Origin of the sequence: Anaerococcus sp. HMSC065G05 (assembly GCF_001812365.1) — a bacterium.
Lineage (GTDB): Bacteria > Bacillota > Clostridia > Tissierellales > Peptoniphilaceae > Anaerococcus > Anaerococcus vaginalis.
On record NZ_KV808694.1, the window covers coordinates 1 to 2626 of the forward strand.

At 37.3% G+C, this 2626-nt stretch carries 2 protein-coding genes and 1 pseudogene; all 3 read left to right on the forward strand.

Going from position 1 to position 2626, the window contains the following annotated elements; translation table 11 throughout:
* Positions 1-741 (forward strand): DUF2800 domain-containing protein (locus HMPREF2852_RS02875; RefSeq protein WP_148130542.1); only part of this gene is annotated, 741 nt, incomplete at its 5' end.
* Between the two features lies 1 nt (position 742).
* A complete protein-coding gene (locus tag HMPREF2852_RS02880; protein WP_070605863.1) occupies positions 743-1291 on the forward strand; it encodes a DUF2815 family protein in 549 nt (182 codons plus the stop codon).
* A 178-nt stretch (positions 1292-1469) separates the two neighbouring features.
* Positions 1470-2626 (forward strand): annotated as a pseudogene (locus HMPREF2852_RS02885) (hypothetical protein); the annotation flags it as partial.

The following is a 2626-nucleotide window of genomic DNA, read 5'->3' on the forward strand; positions in this document are numbered from 1 at the left end:
GGACAGGGAGTTCTTGTGGATGCCTATGAGAATTCACAGATGAAATGTTATGCACTTGGAGCACTGGCAATTTATGAAAGTCTATATGACATAAAAGAAGTCAGTATGTCAATCTTTCAGCCACGAAGAGAGAATGTTTCTACTTGGACGATTTCTGCAAGCGAACTAAAGAAGTGGGCAGAGGAAGTTCTAAAACCTAGGGCAGATTTGGCTATAAAAGGCGAGGGAGAATATTGCTCAGGTGATTGGTGCAAATTTTGTAAGGCTGCAGTTAGGTGTAGAGCAAGGGCGGAAGAAAAGTTAAAACTTGCAAAAGATGAGTTTAAACTACCCCCACTATTAACAGATGCCGAAGTAGAAGAAATCCTAGTGGTTATTCCGGATTTGACTTCATGGGCAAATAGCATCTTAGCATATGCAACAGATATGGCGGTCAATCATGGTAAAGAGTGGGATGGCTTTAAGGTTGTAGAGGGTAGGTCGGTAAGAAAGTATAAGGATGAGGATTCTGTAATCGAAAAAGCAAAAGAAAACGGATATACAGATATCTTTAAAACCAGTCTTATTACACTTACTGAAATGCAAAAGCTGATGGGAAAGAAGAAATTTGAGGATATTCTAGGTGACCTCATAATTAAACCACCTGGAAAGTTGACGCTTGTACCAAACACAGATAAGCGTCAGAAAGTAAATGTAACAAATGTAAAAAACGAATTTAATGAAATAACGGAGGAAAATTAAAATGACAAACATGAATAGAACAAAGGTAATCACAGGAAAAGACACAAGACTTTCATATTTTAATGGTTGGGAGCCAAAATCAATCAATGGAGGACCTGAGAAGTATAGTGTATCTCTTCTTATTCCAAAGGATGATAAAGAAACAATTACGGCAATTGAAAAGGCAATTGATGCTGCAATCGAAGAAGGAATCGGTAAGTTTGGAGGGAAGAAACCGAACAAGGCTGCTATTAAACTGCCTCTTCGTGATGGGGATATTGAGCGTGATGATGAGGCCTATAAAGGTCATTATTTCATCAACGCAAATAGCGTGACAGCACCCCAAATTGTAGATAAAGCTGTAAAACCTATCCTTGATAGAAGTGAAGTATATTCAGGCTGTTATGCTCGTGTATCCATTAGCTTTTATGCCTTTAACTCAAATGGAAATAAAGGTATTGCCTGCGGACTTGGAAATATTCAAAAGATTAGAGATGGTGAGCCACTTGGTGGAAGAAGTAATGCTGCTGATGATTTTACAAGCCTTGAAGATGATGACTTCTTGGCTTAGGAGGTCATTATGACATTAATTGATTGGTTTATTGCTATTTTCATCGGCACATGGCTCTTTGATTTTGTAGTAAAAACGCTGGTAAGTCTTTATCTAGACATCAGAGAAAAGATAAACAGAAAGTAACATGGTGGGTGGCACTAATCTGCCACCCTTATTTTTAGTGGAGGTAATGAAGATGGAAACTATCAGTATTGACATTGAAACCTATAGCAGTGTAGATCTTAAAAAATGTGGTGTATATAAATATGCTGAGTCCGATGATTTTGAAATACTCTTATTTGCTTACAGCATTGATGGCAGTGAGGTTAAAGTCATAGATTTAGCAAAAGGAGAGGAAATCCCTGTTGAAATATTGGATGCTTTTACCAATGAAAGCATAAGTAAATGGGCATTTAATGCACAGTTTGAAAGGGTTTGTCTATCAAGGTATTTAAGGGATAAAGGTATCAGTATAGATCCTTTTTATGATAATAATGAATTTAGTACATCAATGGCAATGTTTTTGAATCCGACTTCTTGGAAATGCACCATGATTTGGTCAGCAACACTGGGACTTCCATTATCCCTTGAAGGAGTAGGTGCTGTGCTAGGACTTGATAAGCAGAAATTAAGCGAAGGTAAAAACCTAATCAAGTATTTCTGTGTACCTTGTACTCCAACAAAAACTAACGGTGGTAGAACAAGAAATAAGCACTACCATGATGAAGAAAAGTGGGAACAGTTCAAATCGTATAACAAGCGTGATGTGGAAGTAGAGATGGGAATCCAAGCAAAACTATCAAAGTTTCCTGTTTCAGAAGATATATGGGATGAGTTTTATTTAGACCAGGAAATAAATGATAGGGGCATTGCTATTGATTCTGTACTTGTTGAATCAGCAATCAAATTAGATAGCAATGTAAAGGCTAGTCTTATGCAAAAGCTAACAGAAATTACTGGACTTGAAAATCCTAACTCAGTTTTTCAGATGAGAACTTGGCTATCAGAACATGGACTTGAAATGGAGTCTTTAGGAAAAAAGGAAGTAGCAAAAGAAATAAAGACGGCAACAAAAGAACTGGTAGAAGTTCTTACTTTAAGGCAGCAGTTATCAAAGTCTTCTGTTAAGAAGTATACAGCCATGAAAAATGCTGCCTGTACAGATAATAGGGAAAGAGGAATGTTTCGCTATTATGGTGCGAATAGAACCGGAAGATTTGCAGGAAGACTTGTTCAGTTACAAAACCTACCACAAAACCATCTGCCGGATTTAGCCGATGCTAGAGCACTTGTAAAATCAGGAAATGTAGATGCTCTTGAAATTTTATATGAAGATATCCCAGATACCTTATC